At 65.5% G+C, this 20,556-nt stretch carries 18 protein-coding genes; 1 reads left to right on the top strand and 17 read right to left on the bottom strand.

Going from position 1 to position 20,556, the window contains the following annotated elements; all coding sequences use genetic code 11:
- From BLQ74_RS02280 to leuC, 16 genes are all read right to left on the bottom strand, one after another.
- A complete protein-coding gene (locus BLQ74_RS02280; RefSeq protein ID WP_090260433.1) occupies nucleotides 1-1,212 on the bottom strand; it encodes an O-succinylhomoserine sulfhydrylase in 1,212 nt (403 codons plus the stop codon).
- 13 nt (nucleotides 1,213-1,225) lie between these two features.
- Nucleotides 1,226-2,731, bottom strand: a complete 1,506-nt coding sequence (gene purF, locus BLQ74_RS02275; protein ID WP_090260431.1) for an amidophosphoribosyltransferase — start codon at nucleotides 2,729-2,731, stop codon at nucleotides 1,226-1,228.
- Between the two features lie 102 nt (nucleotides 2,732-2,833).
- Entirely contained in the window at nucleotides 2,834-3,376 is a 543-nt protein-coding gene (locus BLQ74_RS02270) for a CvpA family protein (protein ID WP_090260429.1), read from the bottom strand.
- A gap of 91 nt (nucleotides 3,377-3,467) precedes the next feature.
- On the bottom strand, nucleotides 3,468-4,124 hold the full coding sequence (locus BLQ74_RS02265; protein WP_090260427.1) for an SPOR domain-containing protein: 657 nt from the start codon (nucleotides 4,122-4,124) through the stop codon (nucleotides 3,468-3,470).
- 28 nt (nucleotides 4,125-4,152) lie between these two features.
- Nucleotides 4,153-5,430 carry a bifunctional tetrahydrofolate synthase/dihydrofolate synthase gene (gene folC, locus BLQ74_RS02260; protein ID WP_090260425.1) on the bottom strand — a complete coding sequence of 426 codons (1,278 nt, stop codon included), beginning with the start codon at nucleotides 5,428-5,430 and terminating at the stop codon, nucleotides 4,153-4,155.
- Nucleotides 5,427-6,302 carry an acetyl-CoA carboxylase, carboxyltransferase subunit beta gene (accD, locus tag BLQ74_RS02255; RefSeq protein ID WP_090260423.1) on the bottom strand — a complete coding sequence of 292 codons (876 nt, stop codon included), beginning with the start codon at nucleotides 6,300-6,302 and terminating at the stop codon, nucleotides 5,427-5,429. The genes folC and accD overlap by 4 nt, the downstream gene beginning before the upstream one ends.
- Before the next feature lie 207 nt (nucleotides 6,303-6,509).
- Entirely contained in the window at nucleotides 6,510-7,151 is a 642-nt protein-coding gene (locus tag BLQ74_RS02250) for a phosphoribosylanthranilate isomerase (protein ID WP_090260421.1), read from the bottom strand.
- A 57-nt stretch (nucleotides 7,152-7,208) separates the two neighbouring features.
- Entirely contained in the window at nucleotides 7,209-8,063 is an 855-nt protein-coding gene (gene truA, locus BLQ74_RS02245; RefSeq protein ID WP_090260419.1) for a tRNA pseudouridine(38-40) synthase TruA, read from the bottom strand.
- Nucleotides 8,064-8,218: 155 nt separating this feature from the next.
- The gene (locus BLQ74_RS02240; RefSeq protein WP_090260417.1) at nucleotides 8,219-11,065 is read right to left on the bottom strand and encodes a motility hub landmark protein FimV; all 2,847 of its coding nucleotides are present in this window, start codon (nucleotides 11,063-11,065) and stop codon (nucleotides 8,219-8,221) included.
- 168 nt (nucleotides 11,066-11,233) lie between these two features.
- Nucleotides 11,234-12,232 carry an aspartate-semialdehyde dehydrogenase gene (locus tag BLQ74_RS02235; protein WP_090261161.1) on the bottom strand — a complete coding sequence of 333 codons (999 nt, stop codon included), beginning with the start codon at nucleotides 12,230-12,232 and terminating at the stop codon, nucleotides 11,234-11,236.
- Between the two features lie 103 nt (nucleotides 12,233-12,335).
- The gene (locus BLQ74_RS02230; protein WP_090260415.1) at nucleotides 12,336-13,484 is read right to left on the bottom strand and encodes a type IV pilus assembly protein FimV; all 1,149 of its coding nucleotides are present in this window, start codon (nucleotides 13,482-13,484) and stop codon (nucleotides 12,336-12,338) included.
- Between the two features lie 235 nt (nucleotides 13,485-13,719).
- On the bottom strand, nucleotides 13,720-14,832 hold the full coding sequence (asd, locus tag BLQ74_RS02225) for an aspartate-semialdehyde dehydrogenase (protein ID WP_090260412.1): 1,113 nt from the start codon (nucleotides 14,830-14,832) through the stop codon (nucleotides 13,720-13,722).
- Between the two features lie 82 nt (nucleotides 14,833-14,914).
- Nucleotides 14,915-15,997, bottom strand: coding sequence for a 3-isopropylmalate dehydrogenase (gene leuB / locus BLQ74_RS02220; protein ID WP_090260410.1), 1,083 nt, complete (start codon nucleotides 15,995-15,997; stop codon nucleotides 14,915-14,917).
- A 79-nt stretch (nucleotides 15,998-16,076) separates the two neighbouring features.
- The gene (locus tag BLQ74_RS02215; protein WP_090260408.1) at nucleotides 16,077-16,841 is read right to left on the bottom strand and encodes a class I SAM-dependent methyltransferase; all 765 of its coding nucleotides are present in this window, start codon (nucleotides 16,839-16,841) and stop codon (nucleotides 16,077-16,079) included.
- Between the two features lie 49 nt (nucleotides 16,842-16,890).
- Nucleotides 16,891-17,535, bottom strand: coding sequence for a 3-isopropylmalate dehydratase small subunit (gene leuD / locus BLQ74_RS02210; RefSeq protein WP_090260405.1), 645 nt, complete (start codon nucleotides 17,533-17,535; stop codon nucleotides 16,891-16,893).
- Nucleotides 17,536-17,546: 11 nt separating this feature from the next.
- Complete coding sequence (gene leuC / locus BLQ74_RS02205) at nucleotides 17,547-18,974, bottom strand: 3-isopropylmalate dehydratase large subunit (protein WP_090260403.1); 1,428 nt, start codon at nucleotides 18,972-18,974, stop codon at nucleotides 17,547-17,549.
- A gap of 185 nt (nucleotides 18,975-19,159) precedes the next feature.
- Between leuC and BLQ74_RS02200 the strand changes: the two genes are divergently transcribed.
- Nucleotides 19,160-20,053, top strand: coding sequence for a LysR family transcriptional regulator (locus BLQ74_RS02200; RefSeq protein WP_090260401.1), 894 nt, complete (start codon nucleotides 19,160-19,162; stop codon nucleotides 20,051-20,053).
- Between the two features lie 55 nt (nucleotides 20,054-20,108).
- Here the strand turns inward: BLQ74_RS02200 and BLQ74_RS02195 are convergent, their stop codons facing one another.
- The gene (locus BLQ74_RS02195) at nucleotides 20,109-20,555 is read right to left on the bottom strand and encodes an Hsp20 family protein (RefSeq protein WP_090260398.1); all 447 of its coding nucleotides are present in this window, start codon (nucleotides 20,553-20,555) and stop codon (nucleotides 20,109-20,111) included.
- Between the last annotated feature and the right edge of the window lies 1 nt (nucleotide 20,556).

The raw sequence follows: 20,556 nt of genomic DNA, 5'->3' as shown, positions 1-20,556 counted from the left end.
TCACAGTGCCGCCAGACCTCGTGCCAGATCCTTCTTGATGTCGTCGATGTCTTCCAGGCCCACCGCCACGCGGATCAGGTTGTCGCGGATACCGGCGTTGGCGCGCTCCTGCGGCGATAGACGGCCGTGGGAGGTGGTCGCCGGGTGAGCGATGGTGGTCTTGGTGTCACCCAGGTTGGTGGTGATGGAAATCATCCGGGTGGCATCGATGAAACGCCAGGCCGCGGCCTTGTCGCCCTTCACCTCGAAGCTGACCACCGCGCCGAAGCCCTTCTGCTGACGCTTGGCCAGTTCGTGCTGCGGATGGCTCGCCAGACCCGAGTAGTAAACGCGCTCGATACCCGGTTGCTGCTCCAGCCACTCGGCGATCTGCTGGGAGGCGGCGCAATGCGCCTGCATGCGCACGCGCAGGGTTTCCAGGCCCTTGAGGAAGATCCAGGCATTGAACGGGCTGAGCGTCGGACCGGCGGTACGCAGGAAGCCAACCACGCCTTCCATCTGCGCGCGACGACCGGCGACCACACCACCCATGGCGCGGCCCTGGCCGTCGATGTACTTGGTCGCCGAGTGGATCACCACGTCCGCGCCGAGCTTCAGCGGCTGTTGCAGCGCCGGCGTGCAGAAGCAGTTATCCACCGCCAGCAACGCGCCATGGGCATGGGCGATCTCGGCCAGCGCGGCGATATCCACCAGCTCGGCCAGCGGATTGGACGGCGACTCGACGAAGAACAGCTTGGTGTTCGGCTTGACCGCGGCCTCCCAGGCCTTGAGGTCGCTCAGCGGCGGGTAGTCGACTTCGACGCCGAAGCGCTTGAAGTACTTCTCGAACAGGCTGATGGTCGAACCGAACACACTGCGCGACACCAGCACATGGTCGCCAGCGCTGCACAGGGTCATCACCAGCGAGAGAATCGCCGACATGCCGGTGGAGGTGGCCACGGCCTGCTCGGCGCCTTCCAGGGCGGCGATGCGCTCCTCGAAGGTGCGCACCGTCGGGTTGGTGTAGCGCGAATAGACGTTGCCCGGCACCTCGCCGGCGAAGCGCGCGGCGGCGTCCGCGGCGCTGCGGAATACGTAGCTGGAGGTGGTGAACAGGGCTTCGCCGTGTTCGCCTTCCGGGGTCCGCTGCTGACCGGCACGCACAGCCAGGGTGTCGAAGGCTACGCCTTCGAGATCACTGTCCAGACGCCCGGCATCCCATTCCCATGCCATCCCCTGCTCTCCTTCAGTCGTTGTACAGATCGATGATGGCGCTGACCGCGTTGGCCTTGGCCTTGGACGCATCGTTGCGCGCCTGCTCGATCCGGTTCAGATAGGCCTCGTCGATATCGCCGGTGACGTACTGGCCGTCGAAGACCGCACAATCGAAATGCTCGATCTTGATCTTGCCGCCGCCGACCGCATCGATCAGGTCCGCCAGATCCTGGTAGATCAGCCAATCGGCGCCGATCAGCTCGGCGACCTGCTCGGTGCTGCGGTCGTGCGCGATCAGCTCGTGGGCGCTCGGCATGTCGATGCCGTAGACGTTGGGGTAACGCACGGCCGGCGCGGCGGAGCAGAAGTAGACGTTCTTCGCCCCGGCTTCACGGGCCATCTGGATGATCTGCTTGCAGGTGGTGCCGCGGACGATGGAGTCATCCACCAGCAAGACGTTCTTGCCGCGGAACTCCAGGTCGATGGCATTGAGCTTCTGGCGCACGGATTTCTTCCGCGCGGCCTGCCCCGGCATGATGAAGGTACGACCGATGTAGCGGTTCTTGACGAAGCCCTCGCGGAACTTCACGCCCAGCCGGTTGGCAAGTTCCAGCGCGGCGGTGCGGCTGGTGTCGGGAATCGGGATGACCACGTCGATGTCGTGATCCGGACGCTCGCGGAGGATCTTCTCGGCCAGCTTCTCGCCCATGCGCAGGCGTGCCTTGTACACCGAGACACCGTCCATCTTCGAGTCCGGACGCGCCAGGTAGACGTGCTCGAAGATGCACGGCGAGTATTTCGGGTTGGCCGCGCACTGGCGGGTGAACAGCTTGCCTTCCTCGGTGATGTACACCGCTTCGCCCGGCGCCAGGTCGCGGATCAGGGTGAAACCGAGGACATCCAGGGCCACGCTTTCCGAGGCGATCATGTATTCCACGCCGTTCTCGGTGTGACGCTGACCGAAGACGATCGGACGGATGGCGTTGGGATCGCGGAAACCGACGATGCCGTAGCCGGTGACCATCGCCACCACCGCATAACCGCCGACGCAGCGGGCGTGAACACCGGCAACCGCGGCGAAAATGTCTTCCTCGGTCGGCTGCAGCTTGTTGCGCACCGCCAGCTCGTGGGCGAAGACGTTGAGCAGCACTTCCGAGTCGGAGTTGGTGTTGACGTGGCGCAGATCGGATTCGTAGATCTCGCGCGACAGTTGCTCGACATTGGTCAGGTTGCCGTTGTGCGCCAGGGTGATGCCGTAAGGCGAGTTGACGTAGAACGGCTGGGCCTCGGCCGAGCTGGAGCTGCCGGCGGTCGGGTAGCGCACATGGCCGATGCCGACCTTGCCCACCAGACGCTGCATGTGACGCTGCTGGAAGACATCACGGACCAGGCCGTTGTCCTTGCGCAGGTAGAGCCTGTCGTCCTGACAGGTGACGATGCCGGCAGCGTCCTGGCCGCGATGCTGGAGAACGGTGAGCGCATCATAGAGCGCCTGATTGACGTTCGACTTGCCCACGATACCGACGATGCCACACATGCGACGCAACCCCTAGTTGGTTTCAGGCTAAACAAAAAATCCATTCCCGCCGGACCTCGGGTCCGGCGTCGGGCGGCGCCGAGCGCCACCCCCACCCAGCCGTCAGTGGCTGGGCAGCAAAGACCCCATTCCCGCGGGCGGTGCCAGCGTGCCGCTGGCGAACCAGTGCCCGGCGAAATTGAGGACGATGTTCTTCGACCAGTCGGCGACGATCAGGAAGTGTGGCAGCAACACCGATTGCTGCCACCACGGATCCTGCTGCACCGGCGCCAGGCTGAGCAGCCCGACCAGCAGTACCACCAGCAGGACGCCACGGGCACCACCGAAAGCCATGCCGAGCACGCGGTCGGTACCGGACATGCCAGTGACCCGCACCAGTTCGCTGATGAGGAAATTGACCAGTGCCCCCAGCAGCAGGGTGGCGATGAAAAGCAGCGCACAGGCCGCGATGACGCGCCCCGAGGGCAGTTGAATGTACGGAGCGAGGTGCTCGGACAGCGCGCCGCCGAACATCCACGCCACGGCGCCCGCGACAATCCAGGTGAGCAGGGACAGGGCTTCCTTGACGAAGCCGCGGCTCAAGCTGATCAGGCTGGAAACGACGATGATGGCGATCATCGTCCAATCGACCCAGGTAAATGCCACGTTGCGGCCCAGAAACGAAAAAGGCCCCGCATTTTAGCAGAGCCCTAAGATTTAGCGGAGCCCCAGTTGCGTCCGGGGCCGGTTATTCGATTCAGCCGCGCTCCGGCTGGAAGCGCACGACGAAACCGTTGAGCTTCTGCTGCTTGCCCAACTGATCGCGCAGGCGGTCGGCCTCGGCACGCTCGATCACCGGGCCAACGAAGACCCGGTTCATGCCGTCGAAGCTGCGGATGTAGGCGTTGTAGCCCTGGCTGCGCAGCGATTTCTGCAGTTCCTCGGCACGCGCCCGGCTGGAAAGGCTGGCCAACTGCACCGACCAACTGACCGACAGATTATCCCCGTCCAGGTGCTGCGCCGCCGCGGCGGGCGTCTGGGCAACCTGGGGCTGTGGCGCCACCGGCCGCGAGGCGGTCGCCGGGGCTTGCTGGGCCGGCTGCGCGGACGCGCTGCGCGAAGGCGTGGCGACTGGCGTGCCGGGCACTGGCACGGCGGCCGTCTGGGCGGGTTGCACAGCCTGGGCCGGCGCCTGCTCGGCAGCGGCATCGGCGGCCTGGGGTTGCGGCACTTCGGTCGGCTGGACGTCGACAGCAGGCATCGCCGGCGGCTTGGGCATGGCCGGGGCATCGACCACCACCTGGCGCATCTCGTCCTCGCGGCTGAACAGCATCGGCAGGAAGATCACCGCCAGCGCCAGCAGCACCAGGGCACCCACGATGCGCTGTTTCAGCCCCTTATCCAGCAAAGCCATTGCCACTCCCCCTTTTCTTGACCACTTATCAGTCCTGATCGGCCAACCAGCTCAAGGCATCCGCCACGCTGTAGAAAGAACCGAACACCAGAATCTCATCATCCGCCGTCGCCCGCGCACACTGCGCATCCAGCGCAGCGGCGATATCGGCATAGGCATTCGCCTGGGCGCCACGCCCGTGCAATGCCGCGAGCAGCTCGCCAGGCATCCGCGAGCGCGGCGTCGGCAGCGGCGCGACGGCCCAATCCTGCACCAAGCCGAGCAGGGGTTCCAGCACCCCGGCCAAGTCCTTGTCGGCGAGCAGGCCGAATACCGCCAGACGCTTCCCCTTCGGCGGTCGCGCGGCAAGGCGCCGAGCGAGGTATTCGGCAGCGTGCGGATTGTGCCCGACATCCAAGAGAAGATGCCGCGGCTCGCCGCGCCACTGCGCCACCCGGCGATCCAGGCGGCCGGTCACGCGGGTACGCTGCAGGGCGGCGAGCAGGCGCTCAGGCTGCCAGGGCAGGTCCAGCGAGGCATAGACCTGCAAGGCCAGCGCCGCGTTTTCCATCGGCAGGTCGAGCAGCGGCAGATGATGCAGGCGCAATGGCGTACCGTCGGCGGCACGCCCATGCCAATGCCAATCGTGTTCGCTGACGGCCAGGTCGAAATCGCGGCCACGCAGCAGCAGGGGCGCGCCCAAGGCTCGCGCGTGATCGAGCAACGGCTGCGGTGGCTCCAGGTCGCCACAGACGGCCGGCTTGCCGGCACGGAATATCCCCGCCTTCTCGAACGCCACGCTTTCGCGGGTATCGCCCAGCCAGTCCGCGTGATCCAGGCCGATGCTGGTGACCACGGCGACATCGGCGTCGATCAGGTTGACCGCATCCAGACGCCCGCCAAGGCCGACTTCCAGGACCACGGCATCGAGCGCCGCGCGCTCGAACAGCCAGAAGGCCGCCAAGGTGCCCATCTCGAAGTAGGTCAGGGAAATTTCGCCACGCGCCGCCTCGACCGCGGCAAAGGCTTCACAAAGCGCCGCATCGGACGCCTCGCGCCCTTCGATCAGCACCCGCTCGTTGTAACGCAACAGGTGCGGCGAACTGTAAACGCCAACCCTGAGCCCCTGCTCACCGAGCAACTCGGCGAGAAAGGCACAGGTGGAGCCCTTGCCATTGGTACCGGTAACGGTCACTACCCGTGGCGCCGGACGTCCCAGGCCGAGCCGCGTGGCGACCGCGCGGGAGCGATCCAGCCCCATGTCGATCGCCGTGGGATGGAGCTGCTCGAGGTAGCCGAGCCAATCGGCAAGGGAGCGCGGGCTCATCCTGCGAGGGCAGCGCTGGGGGTGTTGGTGAACTTGGCCAGCAGCTTGGCCAGGCGCGAACGCATTTCCGAGCGATGCACGATGATGTCGATGGCGCCGTGGGCGAGGAGGAACTCGCTGCGCTGGAAGCCTTCCGGCAGCTTTTCGCGCACGGTCTGCTCGATCACTCGCGGACCGGCGAAGCCGACCAGCGCCTTGGGCTCGCCGACGATGACGTCACCGAGCATGGCCAGACTGGCGGAAACGCCACCGTAGACCGGGTCGGTGAGCACCGAAATGAACGGAATGCCTTCTTCGCGCAGGCGCGCCAGGGCAGCCGAGGTCTTGGCCATCTGCATCAGCGAGATCAGTGCTTCCTGCATGCGCGCGCCGCCGGATGCGGAGAAGCAGACCATCGGGCAACGCTTTTCCAGGGCCACGTTGGCCGCGCGCACGAAGCGCTCACCGACGACGGAACCCATGGAACCGCCCATGAAGGAGAACTCGAAGGCACAAGCGACGATGGGCATGCCTTCCAGCTTGCCACTCATCGCGATCAGCGCATCCTTCTCGCCGGTGTCTTTCTGCGCCGCGCTGAGGCGGTCCTTGTACTTCTTGGTGTCGCGGAACTTGAGGCGATCCACCGGCTCCAGCTCGGCACCGAGTTCTTCGCGACCTTCTTCGTCAAGGAAGATATCCAGACGGGTGCGCGCGCCGATGCGCATGTGGTGATCGCACTTCGGGCAGACGTCCAGGGTCTTTTCCAGTTCCGGGCGATACAGCACCGCCTCGCAGGACGGGCACTTGTGCCACAGACCTTCCGGCACCGAGCTCTTCTTCGACTCGGAACGCATGATGGAAGGGATCAGCTTGTCTACCAGCCAGTTGCTCATGCTCTTGTTCTCCAATGCAGGGGCATCACGCTCAGCGGCCCGAAGCCTCGCGCCTGCCCGTGAGCAAATTCATCACCGAGGCCACGGCGAATGCCGCAAGCCCCTCGAAATCACGGCGCGCCCGAAGCGTCGCCTTACCTAACCCGGCCCAAAGGCCGTCGCTGCCTTGCAGCGGCTCGCTAGTGGACGGCGCCCGGCCGCCCATCGTCACATGCTTTCCGATTGCCCATCCGCCGCACGGCACTGGCGGACGAAGGCACGGATCTTCTCGGCATCCTTGATGCCCTTGCTCGCCTCGACACCGCCACTGACGTCCACGGCATAGGGGCGTACCTGGCGAATCGCTTGCTGGACATTCCCGGCATGCAAACCACCGGCCAGCACCAATGGGCGGCGCAGGTCATGGGGAATCAGAGACCAGTCGAAGGCCGCGCCGGTTCCACCGGGCACACCCTCGACATAGGTGTCCAGCAGGATGCCGGCGGCGCCCGGATACTCGGCGGCGCGCGCTGCGATGTCGTCGCCAGGTTTCACCCGCAGGGCCTTCAGATAAGGCCGGTGATAGCCGGAACAGGCCTCGGCCGTTTCGTTGCCATGGAACTGCAGCATGTCCAGCGGCACCGCATCGAGAATCTCGCCCAGTTCGCAGCGGCTGGCGTCGACGAAGAGCCCCACGCTGGTCACGAACGGAGGCAAGGCGGCGACTATCGCCCGCGCCTGTTGCACGCTGACGGCGCGCGGGCTCTTGGCGTAGAAAACCAGGCCAATGGCGTCAGCCCCCGCCTCGGCGGCGGCGAGTGCGTCCTCGACACGTGTAATCCCACAGATTTTGATGCGAACGGCTGCCAAGATGCTGGGACCTTCGAAAAAGCGATCAGGCGATGGTAGCAAATGCCCCCGCCATCGTCAGCCGAGTGTATCGGGCAAAGATGAAAGGAAATGTGGGCCGAGATAACGCTGCGGCAGCTCGAACTCCTCGGGGTACTCCACCCTGACCAGATAGAGCCCGAAGGGGTGCGCGGTAACCCCACCCGCACGCCGATCGCGCGCCGCCAGCACCTCGGCGACCCACTCCAGTGGGCGCTCGCCCGCCCCCACCGCCATCAACGCACCGGCGAAATTACGCACCATGTGATGGAGGAAGGCATTGGCACGCACATCCAGCACGATGAATCGCCCGTGCTGCAGAACCTCGAGGTGGTGCACGGTCTTCACCGGCGACTTGGCCTGGCACTGCACCGCGCGGAACGAGGTGAAGTCGTGAGTACCGACCAGACTGGCAGCCGCCGCGCGCATGCGCTGGACATCCAGCGGGCGGTGATTCCAGGTGACTTCCTCGGCCATATGCGCCGGCCGGATCGGGTCGTTGTAGATGACATAGCGATAGCGCCGCGCCATGGCCGAGAAGCGCGCATGGAAATGCGCCGGCATGACCTTGGCCCAGGTCACGCTGATATCCGCGGGCAGATTGGCATTGGCGCCCATCACCCAGGCCTTCAGCGGACGCTCGACGCGGCAGTCGAAATGCACCACCTGGCCACTGCCATGCACCGCCGCATCGGTGCGCCCGGCGCAGATCACGCTGACCGGCTCGGCCGCCACCTTGGACAAGGCGCGCTCCAGGGCTCCCTGTACGGAAGGCACGCCGGCCTCCTGGCGTTGCCAGCCGCGATAGCGCGCCCCCTTGTATTCGACCCCCAGGGCAATCCTGGTGACATCGGCGGCAGCCAGCTCACCGGCCGCCTTCTCGAATTCGTTCAACTGCTTACGCCATCTTCGTTGCCATGCTCCAACGGGCTATTTTGCCCGGATTGGCGCGACGCCGCGACGCCGCGTTGCGCCTCTCGGCGGTGAACCCCGGCGGCGAAAACGACAACGGCAGCCCGAAGGCTGCCGCTGCGTCATTGCCATCAGGCTCAGGAAAGGCGTTCGAGCAGCTCGCGCGCTTCCTTCTGCTGAGTATCGCTGCCCTCGCCGATCACCTCGTCGAGGATATCGCGCGCGCCTTCGGTATCGCCCATGTCGATGTAGGCGCGGGCCAGGTCCAGCTTGGTCGCTGCTTCGTCGGCACCGGAAAGGAAATCGAAGTCGTCGTCCTCGCCCTCGTCCAGCGAAGAGGAGCCGCCAGCCGGTTCGGCGAACAAGGGAGCGGTCGAACTGCTCGGCTCGTCGAGGTTGCTGGCCAGTCGATCCAGCTCGGCGCTCACCTCATCCAATTGCGCGGCGAAGCTGTCGCTGGATACCGGGGCGGCCGGGGCCTCATCTTCCGGCAGCGACAGATCGAAGTGATCCGGCAGCTCATCGGCCTTGGCCAGCGGCTCGGGCTGCAACGCCGGCTGCGTTTCATGCTCGGCATCCAGGTCGAAGGAGAAGTCGTCGGCGCTGATACCGGAGAGCTCGGCATGGTCGTCGGCCAGGTCGAGCAGGAACTCCTCGTCCTTGCCTGCCGTGGCCTCCGGCTCAGCCGGCAAGTCCAGGGAGAATTCGCCCAGATCGCTGCCCAGCTTCGGCTCTTCGGCCTTGGCCAGCTCGCTATCCAGATCGAGGTCAAAGGCAAAGTCGTCGTCGCTCTTCGGCGTGGCAGCGACGTCGGCGTGATCGTCCAGCGCCAGCTCGGCGTCGAGATCGAAGTCTTCCAGGGACAGCTCCGTGTCGTCCTTGACCGCTGCCGCGGGCGCCGGGGCTGGCGTCGGCGCCGGCGTCTCGTCTTCCAGCTGCAGGTCATCCAGACCGAGATCGAAAGCGTCGTCCAGATCGCCACCGGCCAACGACGTCGTGGCGTGGTGAGCGGCCGGAGCGGCGTGATCCTTGTCCAGATCCAGGTCGTCGAGGCTGAACGAATCCAGCTCATCTGCCACGGCAGCGGCCGCTGCGATACCGCCAACGGCGGCGGCAACGGCGACCATGCTCGGATAGCGCGCCTTGAGCTGTTCGACTTGCGGCTCGGCACCACCGATCTCGCGCAGCTCGTTCTCCTGGCGGGCGAAGCCTTCGCGGTCGCCGATTTCGGCATGCACTTCCATCAGTTTGAGACGCAGGTCGGTGCGCTGCGGCTCGTCATAGATGGCGCCTTGCAGGAGTTCAGCCGCCTGATTGAAGCGACCGTAAGCGATATAGATATCCGCCTCGCCCAGCGGATCGCTGGTCTGCGCGGACACCTTTTCGGTGGCGCTCGCAGTCGGCGCCGCCAGCTCATCGCTCGGGCTGACGCTCAGGCTGTCGAATTCTTCACTGGCGAGTTCGAGCGGCTCATCCAGCGCCGGCTCGCGAGCGCCATCGCTGTCTTTGGCGGCATCGGCCTGGGCGGCGCGACGACGCAGCAGGAGGAGGACCAGCAACAGCGCCAGGACCAGGCTGCCGCCAACGGCGGCCAGCATCGTCGGGTTGGCCAGGAGTTGCTCCAGCAGGCCCGGCTCGCTTGCCACTTGTGGCGCGGCGGCAGGTTTTGCTGCGGTCGGCGCCGGCTGGGCCGGAGCTGGAGCAGCAGTTGGAGCAGGCGTGGCTGCAGCCGGCGTCACCGGGGCACTGGCGACGGGCTGCGCGGGCGCAGCCGGCTGAGCCGGAGCGGTGGTCGCGGGAGCCGCTGGCGCGGCGCCAGGCGCGGCAGCCGCGGCCGGCTTGCCGGACAGATCGCCTTGCAACTTGGCCAGTTGCGCATCTTTCAGCTCGATCAGCTTGTTCAGTTTGCTCAACTGGCTCTGCAGATCCTGCATGCGGCTCTGCAGTTCGTCATTCTCGCGGCGGGTACTGTCCAGGCTTTCCTGGGTAACCGCCAACTTCTCGGAGAGCGCTTTGCCGTTCTTCGCGCCCTTGTCGCCACCCTTGCCCTTGCCGTTTTCGCCGGAGACCAGGCGCAGGCTGTCCTTGCTTTCGACTTCCGCCGGCGCAGCGCCGGCATTGCCGCGCTGGGTGGCGTCGAGCTGGCGGGCCCCCGCGCTGGGCAGGCTACGCCCTTCGCGCCAGGCCGTGCGCTGTTGCTGAACCTGGGTATCCGCCTCGGCCGGCGAGCGACTCTTGACCTGCTCGGCATCGGGAAGACGCAGCACCTGGCCACTCTTCAGGCGATTGATATTGCCGTCGACGAAGGCATCCGGATTGAGATCCTGGATCGCCAACATGGTCTGATTGACCGTCGTATTGCTGTCCGGGCGCGCACGCGCGGCGATCTCCCAGAGCGTATCGCGGGAACCGGTGCGGTACTGGTTACCGTCCAGGCGGCGCTGAGAGGCCGTCGGAGCGGGAGCCGGAGCGGGGCTCGGGCGCGGTTCGGCGACCGGGCTCGGCGCCAGCGGCTGGCGCGCGATGGGCGCTGGCGTGGCAATCGGCGCGCGCGGTGCGGCGGCGGCTGCCACTTGCGGGGAATACAACGGCGGATCGAGGAGAATGGTGTATTCGCGGAGCAGTCGGCCATTCGGCCAGAGCACTTCCACGAGGAAGTTCAGGTACGGCTCCTGTACCGGCTTGTCAGAGGTCACATGGACCACGCTCTTGCCGTTGGGCTGCACCACAGCGGTGAACTTGAGCCCGCTCAGGAAATAATTGCGATCGACGCCTGACTTGCTGAAGTCCTCGGGCGACGCCAGCTTGGGAATAATCTCGCCGGCGGAGAGGTCACGGACGTCCGTCAGGTCGATGTCGGCATTCAGCGGCTGGTTAAGCGCCGAGTGCAGGTGGATGTCCCCCAACCCCAGCGCATGCGCCATCCCCGTGGTCAATGCCGACGCAGCCGCGATTGCCTGCACCAGTTTACGAAGCCGGACCATAATCTAATCCCTTCTTTTAATAGCTCTTCTGGATTCTCGCGAACTGAATCGGGTGGCTGCTGCCCGCGGCTCCCGGCGCCAATGACGCCGAAAACTCCCCCTGCCCGCACCCGATCACGCCAGTATTGCCAAGCTAGAATACTTCTTCAAATAGTCGTTAAGTATCTTTTACAGATAGTGTTTTATCAACAATGCGCCCAAGTTCACAGCGTTTAGCGCGGAACCTTTGCGCACATTATCAGACGCAATCCACAAATTGAGTTCACAGGGGTCGCCAAGCCCCTTCCGCACCCGTCCGACATAGATTCTCTCCTGCCCCAAGGCGTCGCCGATCACGGTCGGATAATCATCCTCCACCAGCTCGATCCCCTCGGCATTCTCCAAGGCCGCGCACACAGCCTCGAGATCGATCGGCGCGACGGCGCGAAGGCTCAGGTTCAGCGCATCGCCGAAGAACACCGGAGCCAGCAGGCAACTGACCTGCAATTGCCCCTTCAACTGCGGGAAGAGTTCGCCCAGTTCGTCATGCAGGCGGCGCTCGATGGCGGTATGCCCGGAGGCATCGGCGGCACCGACCTGGCCCAGCATATTGAAAGCATATTGCCGATCGATGAGACGCGGTTCGACGGGACGGGCGTTGAGCAGCTCCGTGGTTTGCCGGGCCAGTTCCTGGATGCCTTCACGGCCAAGCTGCGATGCCGACAGGCAGGCCGTGACGGCGAGGCGCTGGATATCCAGCAACGGACTCAGCGCGGCCAGCACTTCGGCGACTTCCGCGGCCGGCGCGCAGGGCGCGCGCAGTTGCGCCGGTAGCGTCAGAGCCGCCACCGCGCCCGCTTCCAGTGCCGGCAGCAGCAGCGGCCCCGCCACTGAACCGCTCAGATCGACCAGACTGCAGCCCGCGGCCGTTGCGCGCGGCGCGTGCTCACGCACGACGTCGGCGCCAGCGGCGAAGAACGCCAGGCGCACACTGGAGAAATCGAAACCGGCCAGATCGCGGACCCGCAGATTGCGCCCGCGGAATGGCACCGACTTGCCGGCGGACTCACCACTGGCCAGCAGATGCAGATTGCCCAGCGGGAAATCGCACTCGTCCAGCAACTCGACCAAGGCTTCGCCAACCAGACCGGTGGCACCTACTACAGCAACGTCGACGGACATCAGCAAACCCATGCGCTAGAAGGAAACAGGCGACGCACTTTACTGCCCCCTTCCCTCTCCAGGCAATCGGCGCCGCGCACCGCTACACAGCCTGGCCCAAGGCCATGATTCATGGCGTGCTGCGCGCCACCTCGGCGGGCACGGCAAGCGCGCCGTTTTCAGCGATGGCGGGCGCTGCCGGCTGCTCCGGGGCCACTACCCCGCCGGTCTGGCGCGACTGCGCGGCCAGCCGCGCCACCAGGCCGGCCATCTGCGCATCCTTGAGTTCGACCAGCTTGTTCAGCTTGTCCAGTTGGCTCTGCAGATCGGCAATCCGGCTCTTCAGCTCGTCGCCTTCCCGGTGAGCGCTGTCGAGATTCTCCTGGAGCATCGCCAAGCGCTCGGCATCGGCTCTCTCCTGCGCCTTGCCGGATGCCTTGCCGGACACCAGGCGCAGGCTGTCGGGCCTGCTCACCTCGACCGGCGCGGCCGCGGGCGCTGACTTTCTCGACGCGTCCAACTGCCGGCGCTCGCCACGCCGCTGGCTACCCTGCGCCTGCATCCGCGCGACCGCCTGGGCATGCCCACGCGCCGCTGCCTGCTGCTCGTCGGGCAGGCGCAACACGGCGCCAACTTTGGGCTGATTGGCGTTGCCGTCGATGAAGGCCTGCGGGTTCATGTCCTGGATCGCCTGCATGGTCTGCATCACCGAGACCCGACTGGAGGGCCGGTAGCGCGCAGCGATATCCCACAGCGAGTCCCCCGCCACGATGCGGTAGCTGTCCGCCCGTGCCGCCTCCGCATGCGGCCCGTCGGCAACCTGCCGCACGGGCGCTGCAATCACAGCCGGCGAAACCCTAGCCGGCGCCGGCGTCGCGTAGCCGGGCGGGTCCAGCAGCAGGGTGTATTCGCGCACCACCCGGCCCTGCGGCCAGGTCACCTGAATGGCGAAACTCAGATAGGGCTCCTGCGCCGGACGCGTCGACTGGACATGGATCACTCCCTTGCCGTTGCGACCGATTTCCGCGCTAAAGCGCAGGCCGGTGAGGAAATAGTTACGCTCGATGCCCAACTGATCGAACACCTGCTGTGGCGCCAGGCTGACCAGCACATCGCCGCTGCTCAGATCCGCCACGCCGCGCAGGTCGATATCTGCCGTCAGCGTCTGCCCCAATTGCGCCCGCGAGGAAATCTCGCCCAGTTCCAAGGCACTGGCGCCGGCCGGCAAGAATGCCGCGGCAATGGCGGCGATCCGTGTGAAACGTGAAAACCGAGACATCCCCTTCCCCTGCTATCGAATACTCCCTCCGACGGCCCCAGCCCATCGGACCCGGCCTGATCGGGCCGGGCCGGCGAGAATAGCGAGTCGTCCTGGACGTCAAGTCCGGGTCCGTCACAGAAAGCAGCGAAGGTGGCGGCGCGATCTCCATTCTGTCGAGTGTTCGACGCTTTCGCCCGGCCCCATAAAGCAAGACGCCGGCACTGGGCCGGCGTCTTGAGCGGGGAGGAGGCGATCAACGCTCCAGCAGGATACGCAGCATGCGTCGCAGCGGCTCGGCCGCGCCCCACAGCAACTGGTCGCCGACAGTGAAGGCGCCGAGGTACTGCGAGCCCATGTTCAGCTTGCGCAGACGGCCGACCGGAACGCTCAGGGTGCCGGTGACGGCAGCTGGCGTCAGCTCGCGCATGCTGAGTTCGCGCTGGTTGGGGATCAGCTTGACCCAGGGATTGTGCTGGCTGATCAGGCCCTCGATGTCGGCCATCGGCACATCTTTGTTCAGCTTGATGGTCAGCGCCTGGCTGTGGCAGCGCATGGCGCCGATGCGCACGCAGATGCCGTCCACCGGGATCGGGCTCTTGAAGCGACCGAGGATCTTGTTGGTCTCGGCCTGGCCCTTCCACTCTTCGCGGCTCTGGCCGTTCGGCAGTTCCTTGTCGATCCACGGGATCAGGCTGCCGGCCAGCGGGGCGCCGAAGTTCTCGGTGGGGAAGCCTTCGCTGCGAATGCTCTCGGCGACCTTGCGATCGATGTCGAGGATGGCGCTGGACGGATTGGCCAGGTCATCGGCGACGGAGGCATTGATGGCGCCCATCTGCTTGATCAGCTCGCGCATGTTCTGCGCGCCGGCGCCGGAGGCCGCCTGATAGGTCATGGCGCTCATCCACTCGACCAGACCGGCCTCGAACAGGCCGCCGAGGGCCATCAGCATCAGGCTGACGGTGCAGTTGCCGCCGATGTAGTTCTTGGTGCCGGCGTCCAGCGAGTGGTCGATGACCTTGCGGTTCACCGGGTCGAGGACGATCACCGCGTCATCCTGCATGCGCAGGCTGGAGGCGGCGTCGATCCAGTAGCCCTGCCAGCCGGCTTCACGCAGCTTGGGGAAGACTTCGTTGGTGTAGTCCCCGCCTTGGCAGGTCAGGATGACGTCGAGGGTCTTGAGTTCCTCGATGCTGTAGGCGTCCTTGAGGGTGGCGATTTCCTTGCCAATGGACGGACCTTCGCCACCGACGTTGGAAGTGGTGAAGAAGACCGGCTCGATCAGGTCGAAGTCCCGCTCCTCCAGCATGCGCTGCATGAGCACCGAACCCACCATGCCACGCCAACCGATAAGACCTACACGCTTCATCGCTACTACACCTTCGAATAAGTAGTGGACCGCCGCCCCAGCCTGTTGCGTTCAGGGCCCTGGGGCGGGCGAACCGGAGAGATTACAGATTCCGCAGCGCGGCGACTACCGCATCGCCCATTTCGCGGGTTCCGACTTTCTTGCAGCCGTCGGACCAGATGTCGCCGGTGCGCAGGCCTTGGTCGAGGACCTGGCTCACGGCTTTCTCGATGGCTGCGGCGGCGGCGCCCTGGTTGAAGCTGTAACGCAGCATCATCGACACCGAGAGGATGGTCGCCAGCGGGTTGGCGATGCCCTGGCCGGCGATGTCCGGCGCCGAACCGTGGCAGGGCTCGTACATACCCTTGTTGTTCGCATCCAGCGACGCGGACGGCAGCATGCCGATGGAACCGGTGAGCATGGAAGCCTCATCCGACAGGATGTCGCCGAACATGTTGTCGGTGACCATCACGTCGAACTGCTTGGGTGCGCGCACCAGCTGCATGGCAGCGTTGTCGACATACATATGGCTGAGTTCGACGTCCGGGTAGTCCTTGGCCACCTCTTCGACGATCTCGCGCCACAGCTGGCTGGAGGCCAGGACGTTGGCCTTGTCCACCGAGCACAGCTTCTTGTTGCGCACGCGAGCCATGTCGAAGCCGACGCGGGCGATGCGCCGGATTTCGCTCTCGCTGTACGGCAGGGTGTCGTAGGACTGGCGCTCGCCGTTATCCAGCTCGCGGGTGCCGCGGGGGGCGCCGAAATAGATGCCGCCGGTCAGTTCGCGAACGATGAGGATGTCCAAGCCCGCGACGATTTCCGGCTTCAGGCTGGAAGCGCCGGCCAGTTGCGGATAGAGGATCGCCGGACGCAGGTTGGCGAACAGGCCCAGTTGCGAGCGGATCTTCAGCAGGCCGCGCTCCGGGCGAATGTCACGCTCGATCTTGTCCCACTTCGGGCCACCCACGGCGCCCAGCAGCACGGCGTCAGCCTTGCGCGCGCGCTCCAGGGTCTCGTCGGCCAGCGGTACGCCGTGCTTGTCGATGGCCGCGCCGCCGATGACGTCGTGGCTCAGCTCGAAGCCGAGCTGGAACTTGTCGTTGGCCAGCTCCAGCACCTTGATCGCTTCGGCCATGATTTCCGGGCCGATACCATCGCCGGGGAGAACCAGAATCTGTTTGCTCATCATCGTTTCCTTCACAAATAGCTAAAACTGCCGATCGCGGGTTTCAGGCTCAGCCCTGAAACCCGCGATCGGCAGCCCATCAATTAGAGGCCCAGAGCACCAGCACGTCGGTACTGAAGGAGCCATCCTCGGCAATTTCGAAATAGTCGCGCACCTCGGCGCCCACGGAAAGCTGCAGGGCGCGAATGGCCTGACGCATGACCTCGGGGGTGCGCATGCGCTCGACCCAGGAGCTGAACTCCAGGCGCAGGCGTTGACGCTTGCCACTCTCGAAGACCAGCCCGGCTTCGCCGATCAGGCGCGCCCATTCGGCGGGCGAATAGTCGCGCACGTGACTGGTATCGCGCAGCACCTCGACCGTCTGCAGATAGGTATCCAGCAGCGGCAGGCCCGGCGCGGCGACATCGATGAAGCAGGCCGCACCGCCCGGCTTGAGCACCCGGCGCACTTCACGCAGAGCCTGGCCGACATCGCGCCAGTGGTGCGTCGAATAGCGGCTGAAGACGAAGTCGAACTCGCCATCGGCAAACGCCAGGCTTTCCGCCGCGCCACGCTCGGTGCGGATGTTGCCCAGGCCGCGTTCGGCGGCCGCCGAGGCGACCACATCGAGCATCTCGGCGGAAAGATCGTAAGCCACCACTTCGCCGGCCAACGGCGCGACCTGGAAGCTGACGTGCCCCGCCCCACAACCGAGGTCCAGCACACGCGCACCGGCAGTCGCCGACAGTCGCTCGCGCAACTGGGCGAATTCCTCACCCTGGGCATGCACGGCACTGCTCAGATAGGCGGAAGCCTGAGCGCCGAATTGGCGCTGGACCACCTGCTCGTGACGACTCTCGGTCATGGCGTATTTCCTTTGTGGGAGTGGGCCTCGCCGATCGAGGCCCTGGGGGTCAGGCGTCGCGGAACAACCAGGGTTGACGCTGCCGGTAGCCGCTTTCGAAGGCACGAATGGCGTCGGCGTCCTGCAGGGTCAGGCCGATATCGTCGAGCCCGTTGAGCAGGCAGTGCTTGCGGAAGGCGTCCACCTCGAAGCCATACTGCTTGCCGTCCGGGCGCGTCACGGTCTGCGCCGCCAGATCGACAGTCAGTTGGTAGCCTTCGCTGGCCTCGCACTGCTGGAACAACTCGTCGACTTCTTCGTCTTTCAGGATGATCGGCAGCAGGCCGTTCTTGAAGCTGTTGTTGAAGAAGATGTCAGCGAAGCTCGGCGCGATCACCGCGCGGAAACCGTACTCGTCCAGCGCCCAGGGCGCGTGCTCGCGGGAGGAACCGCAACCGAAGTTCTCGCGCGCCAGGAGCACGCTGGCGCCCTGGTAGCGCGGGAAGTTCAGCACGAAGTCGCGATTCAGCGGACGCGTCGAGTTATCCTGGTTCGGCTGGCCGACATCCAGGTAACGCCACTCGTCGAACAGGTTGGGGCCGAAGCCGGTGCGTTTGATCGACTTGAGGAACTGCTTGGGAATGATCTGATCGGTGTCGACGTTGGCGCGATCGAGCGGCGCGACCAGACCGGTGTGTTGGGTAAAGGCTTTCATGTTCGGTCTCCTCAGGCCTGCATCAATTCACGGACATCGATGAAACGACCGGTCACCGCGGCGGCGGCGGCCATCGCCGGGCTGACCAGGTGGGTACGACCACCGGCGCCCTGGCGGCCTTCGAAGTTGCGGTTGGAGGTCGACGCGCAATGTTCGCCGCTCTCCAGGCGGTCCGGGTTCATCGCCAGGCACATGGAGCAGCCCGGTTCACGCCACTCGAAGCCGGCCTCGATGAAGATCTTGTCCAGGCCTTCGCGCTCGGCTTGCGCCTTGACCAGGCCCGAGCCCGGCACCACCAGCGCCTGCTTGACGCTGGCGGCGACCTTGCGGCCCTTGGCCACGGCGGCGGCGGCGCGCAGGTCTTCGATGCGCGAGTTGGTGCAGGAGCCGATGAACACGCGGTCGAGCTGAATGTCGGTGATCGCCTGGTTGGCGTTCAGGCCCATGTACTTGAGCGCGCGGACGATGGAGTCACGCTTGACCGGATCGGCTTCGGCAGCCGGGTCCGGAACCTTCTGGTCGACGGCCAGGACCATTTCCGGCGAAGTGCCCCAGCTGACCTGCGGCTTGATGTCCTCGGCACGCAGTTCGACGATGGTGTCGAAGTGCGCATCAGCATCGGAAACCAGGTCTTTCCAGGCCGCCACGGCCTTGTCCCAGTCGGCGCCTTGCGGCGCGAACGGACGACCCTTGACGTACTCGACGGTCTTCTCGTCGCAGGCCACCATGCCGACGCGGGCACCGGCTTCGATGGACATGTTGCAGATGGTCATGCGGCCTTCCATGGACAGCTCGCGGATGGCACTGCCGGCGAATTCCAGGGCATGGCCGTTGCCGCCGGCGGTGCCGATCTTGCCGATCACTGCGAGGACGATGTCCTTGGCGGTCACGCCGAAGGGCAGCTTGCCCTCCACGCGCACCTGCATGTTCTTCATCTTCTTGGCGACCAGGCACTGGGTGGCGAGCACGTGCTCGACCTCGGAGGTGCCGATGCCGTGGGCCAGCGCACCGAAGGCGCCATGGGTGGAGGTGTGCGAGTCGCCGCAGACCACGGTCATGCCCGGCAGGGTCGCGCCCTGCTCCGGGCCGACCACGTGGACGATGCCCTGGCGCACGTCGTTCATCTTGAATTCGAGGATGCCGAAGTCGTCGCAGTTCTCGTCCAGGGTCTTGACCTGGATGCGCGAGACTTCGTCGGCGATGGCTTCGAGACCGCCCTTGCGCTCGGCCTGGGTGGTCGGCACGTTGTGGTCCGGGGTGGCGATGTTGGCGTCGATCCGCCACGGCTTGCGGCCGGCCAGGCGCAGGCCTTCGAAGGCTTGCGGCGAGGTCACTTCGTGGAGGATGTGGCGATCGATGTAGATCAGCGACGAGCCATCATCGCGGCGCTTCACCTCGTGCAGTTCCCAGAGTTTGTCGTAGAGCGTCTTGCCGGCCATCAGAGAGTCCTCATCAGCGTCTTTCTATGCCCCTTGGGCTTGTGGGGATGATGCTATGGACTTGCGTTGAATAACTCAAATTCATATTTTTTATTCAAAGCATTCCCAGGCGGAATGCGAGGAGTTATAACAACCACGCCACGGGCGGATTGCCCGCACCCAAGAGCCCGCGCCCGGAGCCTGCAATGGACCTGACCAGCCTCAACACCTTCCTCGCCATCGCCGAATCCGGCAGCTTCTCCGAGGCCGGCGAGCGCCTGCACCTGACCCAGCCGGCGGTGAGCAAACGCATCGCCGCCCTGGAAAGCCAGCTCGGCGTGCGCCTGTTCGACCGCGTCGGCCGCGAGGTGACCCTGACCGAAGCCGGCCGCGCCCTGCTGCCACGCGCCTACCAGATCCTCAATGTGCTGGACGACACCCGCCGCGCGCTGACCAACCTCAATGGCGAGGTCAGCGGCCGCCTGGTCCTGGCCACCAGCCACCACATCGGCCTGCATCGCCTGCCGCCGCTGCTGCGCGCCTTCACCAAGGCGCACCCGCAGGTGGCCCTGGACATCCAGTTCCTCGATTCGGAAGTGGCCTATGAAGAGATTCTCCATGGTCGCGCCGAGCTGGCGGTGATCACCCTCGCCCCGGAAACCGCCGAGCCGGTGCGTGCGGTGCCGGTATGGGACGACCCGCTGGACTTCGTCGCCGCCCCGGAACACCCGCTGGCCATGCAAGGCCCGGTGTTCCTCGCCGACGTCGCGCGGCACCCGGCGGTATTCCCCGGCGGCAATACCTTCACCCACCACATCGTGCGGCGCATGTTCGAAGCCGAGGGGCTGACGCCGAACATCGGCATGAGCACCAACTACATGGAGACCATCAAGATGATGGTCTCCATCGGCCTGGCCTGGAGCGTGCTGCCGAGGACCATGCTCGACAGCACCGTGGTGCGCCTGCCGCTGCAGGATATCCAGCTGAGCCGCCAGCTCGGCTACATCCTGCACACCGAACGCACCCTGTCCAACGCCGCGCGGGCGTTCATGGCACTGCTCGACGCTCAGGCGGTGAAGCCCATGGCCTGCGTGGTCTGAGCGCAGAAACGACCAGGGCGCCCGTAGGCGCCCTGGTCTTGGCAGTGGCTGCTGATCAGCCTTCCAGCGCCGGGCGCTGGCCGTTGATGGCGATGCGCTTGGGCTTGGCCTCTTCCGGAACGATACGCACCAGCTCGACACTGAGCAGGCCGTTCCTCAGCGATGCGCCCTGGACCTCGATGTGGTCGGCAAGGCGGAAGGACAGTTTGAACGCGCGCTGGGCGATGCCCTGGTGCAGGAAAGTCACGTTCTCGGCCGCTTTCTCGCGCTTGCCGCCGCTGACGGTCAGCACACCACGCTCGACTTGCAGCTCCAGATCGTCTTCCTGCAGGCCTGCGGCAGCGATGACGATGCGGTACTGGTCATCGCCGTGCTTCTCGACGTTATAGGGCGGGTAGGAACTACCAGCTTCACTGCGCAGGGCCGACTCGAAGAGATCGTTGAAACGGTCGAAACCGATCGACTGGCGGAACAGCGGGGCGAGAGAAAAGGCATTGCTCATA

It is taken from the genome of Pseudomonas panipatensis (genome assembly GCF_900099785.1).
GTDB classification, from domain to species: domain Bacteria; phylum Pseudomonadota; class Gammaproteobacteria; order Pseudomonadales; family Pseudomonadaceae; genus Pseudomonas; species Pseudomonas panipatensis.
This window is presented reverse-complemented; position numbering and strand designations above follow the sequence as displayed.

What these genes read in the sequence shown, in the direction of transcription:
- asd (WP_090260412.1), bottom strand. Translation starts at nt 14,832, where the DNA reads ATGAAGCGTGTAGGTCTTATCGGTTGGCGTGGCATGGTGGGTTCGGTG.
- accD (WP_090260423.1), bottom strand. Translation starts at nt 6,302, where the DNA reads ATGAGCAACTGGCTGGTAGACAAGCTGATCCCTTCCATCATGCGTTCC.
- BLQ74_RS02200 (WP_090260401.1), top strand. Translation starts at nt 19,160, where the DNA reads ATGGACCTGACCAGCCTCAACACCTTCCTCGCCATCGCCGAATCCGGC.
- BLQ74_RS02265 (WP_090260427.1), bottom strand. Translation starts at nt 4,124, where the DNA reads ATGGCTTTGCTGGATAAGGGGCTGAAACAGCGCATCGTGGGTGCCCTG.
- BLQ74_RS02215 (WP_090260408.1), bottom strand. Translation starts at nt 16,841, where the DNA reads ATGACCGAGAGTCGTCACGAGCAGGTGGTCCAGCGCCAATTCGGCGCT.
- folC (WP_090260425.1), bottom strand. Translation starts at nt 5,430, where the DNA reads ATGAGCCCGCGCTCCCTTGCCGATTGGCTCGGCTACCTCGAGCAGCTC.
- leuB (WP_090260410.1), bottom strand. Translation starts at nt 15,997, where the DNA reads ATGAGCAAACAGATTCTGGTTCTCCCCGGCGATGGTATCGGCCCGGAA.
- purF (WP_090260431.1), bottom strand. Translation starts at nt 2,731, where the DNA reads ATGTGTGGCATCGTCGGTATCGTGGGCAAGTCGAACGTCAATCAGGCG.
- BLQ74_RS02280 (WP_090260433.1), bottom strand. Translation starts at nt 1,212, where the DNA reads ATGGCATGGGAATGGGATGCCGGGCGTCTGGACAGTGATCTCGAAGGC.
- BLQ74_RS02195 (WP_090260398.1), bottom strand. Translation starts at nt 20,555, where the DNA reads ATGAGCAATGCCTTTTCTCTCGCCCCGCTGTTCCGCCAGTCGATCGGT.
- leuD (WP_090260405.1), bottom strand. Translation starts at nt 17,535, where the DNA reads ATGAAAGCCTTTACCCAACACACCGGTCTGGTCGCGCCGCTCGATCGC.
- BLQ74_RS02230 (WP_090260415.1), bottom strand. Translation starts at nt 13,484, where the DNA reads ATGTCTCGGTTTTCACGTTTCACACGGATCGCCGCCATTGCCGCGGCA.
- leuC (WP_090260403.1), bottom strand. Translation starts at nt 18,974, where the DNA reads ATGGCCGGCAAGACGCTCTACGACAAACTCTGGGAACTGCACGAGGTG.
- BLQ74_RS02240 (WP_090260417.1), bottom strand. Translation starts at nt 11,065, where the DNA reads ATGGTCCGGCTTCGTAAACTGGTGCAGGCAATCGCGGCTGCGTCGGCA.